Raw genomic sequence first — 3694 nt, forward strand, 5'->3', positions numbered from 1 at the left:
CGACCGCAGGCCGCTCCCACAGCGTCGCTGCGCGACTTTCACGGCAAGAATGCCATGGACAGGCGAAGTCGACGGCCCCCCCGCATCGCGACCCTCGCGTGCGCACCATCGACCGGCCATCTACACTGAGGGAGCGCCCCCGGGATCGGCCCTTGCCGGAACCGGCCCGGCGCGGCGTTTCGGTCCACTGGTTAGCGGAGGCACCCATGAGCGGCTTCGTGAATAAACTCAAACTCAAGGAGCGGGCCGAGGAGGATCAGTATTTCGCCCGCCAGGACCGCGCCCTGCTCGCCGCGCTGCACCACCGCGACGGCGCGGACAGCGCCGTCCGGCGGGTGATCGCGGGCGGTCAGACCGGGGTCGACCGGGCCGCCCTGGACGCGGCCCTGGCCCTGGGTCTGCCGGTCGGCGGTTGGTGTCCCGCCGGCCGCCGCGCGGAGGACGGACCCATCCCGGCCGCGTATCCACTGACGCCGACCCCGGGGGCGGACGATGAGTCGCGCACCGAGTGGAACGTCCGCGACAGCGACGCCACCCTGATTCTGTACCGGGGCGAACTGGCCGGCGGCACCCGGTTCGCCGCCCAGATCGCCCGCCGCCTGGGCCGCCCGCTGCTGCTGCGCGACCTGGACCACCCGGTCGCGGTCGCCGAACTGGCCGCCTGGCTGCGCATCAATCAGGTGCGGGTGCTCAACTGCGCCGGTCCGCGTGAGTCCCAGTGCCCGGGCATTCAGGCCCAGGCGCAGGCCGTGCTGGGCGCGGTCTTCGGCGCCTGGCAAGACCAGGGCCGGGAGTGCGTGATGCAAGTGCCCGGACCAGCGACCGCGCCGCGGCCGTAGGGTGCGCCGTGCGCACCATGGCACCGTCCGCGACCCCCTGACCGGCGCGCAGCCGCTCGGCCCAAATCCGGCAATTGCTCTCACAAAGACACAAAGAGCACAAAGAAGATCATTGAAGGCGTTGCGCCGATCACCGCGCAGGTGACCTCGCCGACCGACATATCGCTCTGAAGATCTTTGTGATCTTTGTGTCTCTGTGAGAGAACTGCTCTTTCTGGGTTCAAGGTGCGCCCAGCGCCCCGGACGCCTGATGGTCCGCACCATCACGCCTGCCGGTATCAGGCAGCAGGTGCATCGAAGCGGACGACGACCGCGGTGACGTTGTCGCGTCCGCCGGCCGTGCAGGCGTGCTCGACCAGCGTGCGCGCGATCTGCGCGGGGTCCGCGCCGCCGAGCAGGGCGGCGATCTGCGGGTCGCTCAGTTCCTTGTCCAGGCCGTCGCTGCACAGGAGGTAACGGTCACCGGCGCGCAGGGGTTCGACGCGGATGTCGATCTCCACCCGGGTCTCGGCGCCGATCGCCCGCGCCAGGACGTTGGAATAGGGGTGGTGATCGGCCTGCTCGGGGGTCAGGAGCCCCGCCTCGACCAGGGCCTGGACCTGGGTGTGGTCGCGGGTGAGACGCGCGATGGCGCCCGCGCGCAGCCGATAGGCGCGGCTGTCGCCGACCCACAGGATGCCGCAGTGATCGCCCAGCGCGATCAGGGTCACGATGGTGCTGCCGATCACGTCACTGCCCTGGGCGGCGGACTCGGCGGCGAGTTTGCGGTTGACCTCGGTGAGTGCGCCGCGTACCGCGTCGGCCGCGGCGCCCAGGAGGCGCGGGCGCGGCAGGAGCGCCAGCGCCTCCATCAGCATCCGGCTCGCGCGCTCCCCGTCGCGGTGGCCGCCCATGCCGTCGGCGACGGCCCAGAGACCCAGGTCGGGGCGGTCGAGATAGGCGTCCTGATTGATGGTGCGGCGGCGGCCCTGATCGGTGGCGCCGCCCGAGGTCCAGCGGTAATCGGTGGTCGTGCCAGCCATCTCAGGCGCTCCCCGCGGGGTCCGCGGGCGGGGCGTCGAGCAGGCGCCAGTCGCGGCCCCCCCAGTCGCCGCTCAACAGGGCGCTGAACCCGGCGGCCGGCGGCAATCCCTGGCACGCCAGGAGCGACGGGGCCACGCGCTCGGAGCCCTGGGTCCACCACAGGCTGTAGCCGAGGAAGACGACCTCCAGCGCCTGCGCCAGGAGCCGGTTGCAGGCACCCGGCAGGTCCGCCGGGGTGGCGGCACTCAGGTGCCAGGCATTGGGCCGGCCCAAGGCCGCCGGTGGCGGCGGGTTTGGTGTCGGCGCGGCGGCGTCGGGGGCACCCAGGGCCAGGACCTGGCCGTCGAAACGCTCCAGTGAGAAGGGCTCCGCGAGCGCCGCCAGGGCCAGGTCTTCGGCCTGCGCAAACCAGTGCGCGGCGCCCAGGACCGCGATCGGGTTGGTGCCGGCCGGCAGGGCACAGGCCAGGGTGAGGGGGAAATAGCGGCCGACCCGATCCACGCTTGGCATCAGGACCCCGGCCCAGGCGCCCTGACCGGCCAGGCCGGGGCTCAGGACGAAGCGCCACAGCGGGCTCGTGAGATAGCGCTCAAGCCAGCCGTCGCCCAGTTGCTCGCGGCTGGCGGCCAGACACTCTTGCAGCCATTGGTCCCAGGGCGCGATCAGTTCGCTCGGCAGGCGGCGACTGACGAAGTCGCCCAGGCTCGGGACCTTGCCGTAAAAACCGGTGCCGCCTGTCGTCATCGGAACCCCCGTCAGGGCTGAAGGCTGGATGGGTAGGGCGCCGCGACACGGATGCCGATGCGACCTTGATCAGAATCCCGGCCGCCCGGCTGGCCGTGCGGTTGCTGGTCCGCGGTGCGGACCGATCGCCACCGGCCGGCACACCGACCGCAGCCCCAACACGCCGGCCATACCCAAGGTTGCGGATGGCGCTCGCGCCGCCCGCTCTATTCTACAGATACCGACGGGCCGCAAGTCGGTAATGAATCCCTCCCCGAACCGGCCAGGCGGCGGGGTAGCCGCCGGCCGGTACCCTCAGGCCTTGGTCAGCGTTGTGACCGATTGCCGTTGTCGGCACGGGCGATCGTCCTCGCAGCGCCTGGCCGGCGGGTCCGGAACGGAAAATTCGGCTATAGTCGCGGTCGACCTGCGCCCGCAACCCCGCGGGCGGACGCCCGCGGCAGGGGCCGATCCGCGGATGCGTCAACGCGACCGAGTGCCCGTTTTAGTGATCGCAGAGGTGATTCCCATGCTCAAGCCCCCCCGTCTGTCGCCAGTCTGCGCCGTCCTGATGGCCGCGGCCGCCGTCCTGGGCTGCTCCGACAACCCGCGGGAGGACGTGCGGCTGACCCTGTGCAAGGACATGGTCACGCTGGAACTCGGCTCGGTGCCGTCCTGGCAGGGCAGCGAGGTCCGGACCCGGGGCCGTCAAGGCGCGACGGTGACGGTGCACTTTGCGGCTGCGGACGGCGCCGGGCAGGCGCGCTGTGACTATCGGTACGACGCCGTCGATGATACGGCGCTGACGCTGGCCAATCCGATCGAGGCCTATTCCACCTCGCCGTCGCAACTGATCCTCAACGGCCGCACCATCACCAACCCGGAACTGGCCCAACTGGTGAAGCGGGCGATGCAGAAACAGGGACGTGAATTCATCGAGCGGACCGGGAAGGCGCTACGGGGTCAATAGACCGGCCACCTGGCCCTTGGCTAGTCGGCACTTTTCGGGCCGTTGTCGTTGTCGTTGTCGTAATCGAGATTATCGTAGCGCCCCGGATTCTCTCGCACGCCAAATTGCATCGCTTCTCCGATTACGATTACGACGACGA

General features: G+C 70.6%; 4 protein-coding genes. 2 read left to right on the forward strand and 2 right to left on the reverse strand.

What is annotated here, in order from left to right:
* The first annotated feature begins 206 nt into the window (after positions 1-206).
* The gene (locus tag QZY48_RS17705; protein WP_295433465.1) at positions 207-839 is read left to right on the forward strand and encodes a putative molybdenum carrier protein; all 633 of its coding nucleotides are present in this window, start codon (positions 207-209) and stop codon (positions 837-839) included.
* Between the two features lie 278 nt (positions 840-1117).
* On the opposite strand, the gene QZY48_RS17710 is transcribed toward QZY48_RS17705, so the two are convergent.
* Positions 1118-1861, reverse strand: coding sequence for a protein phosphatase 2C domain-containing protein (locus QZY48_RS17710; RefSeq protein ID WP_295433468.1), 744 nt, complete (start codon positions 1859-1861; stop codon positions 1118-1120).
* Between the two features lies 1 nt (position 1862).
* A complete protein-coding gene (gene tagF, locus QZY48_RS17715; RefSeq protein ID WP_295433473.1) occupies positions 1863-2606 on the reverse strand; it encodes a type VI secretion system-associated protein TagF in 744 nt (247 codons plus the stop codon).
* Positions 2607-3114: 508 nt separating this feature from the next.
* On the opposite strand from tagF, the gene QZY48_RS17720 reads away from it, so the two are divergent.
* Positions 3115-3555, forward strand: coding sequence for a hypothetical protein (locus tag QZY48_RS17720; RefSeq protein WP_295433476.1), 441 nt, complete (start codon positions 3115-3117; stop codon positions 3553-3555).
* The last annotated feature ends 139 nt before the right edge of the window (positions 3556-3694 follow it).

Origin of the sequence: uncultured Thiodictyon sp., from assembly GCF_903828115.1 — a bacterium.
Taxonomy (GTDB): Bacteria; Pseudomonadota; Gammaproteobacteria; order Chromatiales; family Chromatiaceae; genus Thiodictyon.

Coding starts and splice junctions, on each gene's coding strand:
- QZY48_RS17705 (WP_295433465.1), top strand. CDS start 207: ATGAGCGGCTTCGTGAATAAACTCAAACTCAAGGAGCGGGCCGAGGAG.
- QZY48_RS17710 (WP_295433468.1), bottom strand. CDS start 1,861: ATGGCTGGCACGACCACCGATTACCGCTGGACCTCGGGCGGCGCCACC.
- tagF (WP_295433473.1), bottom strand. CDS start 2,606: ATGACGACAGGCGGCACCGGTTTTTACGGCAAGGTCCCGAGCCTGGGC.
- QZY48_RS17720 (WP_295433476.1), top strand. CDS start 3,115: ATGCTCAAGCCCCCCCGTCTGTCGCCAGTCTGCGCCGTCCTGATGGCC.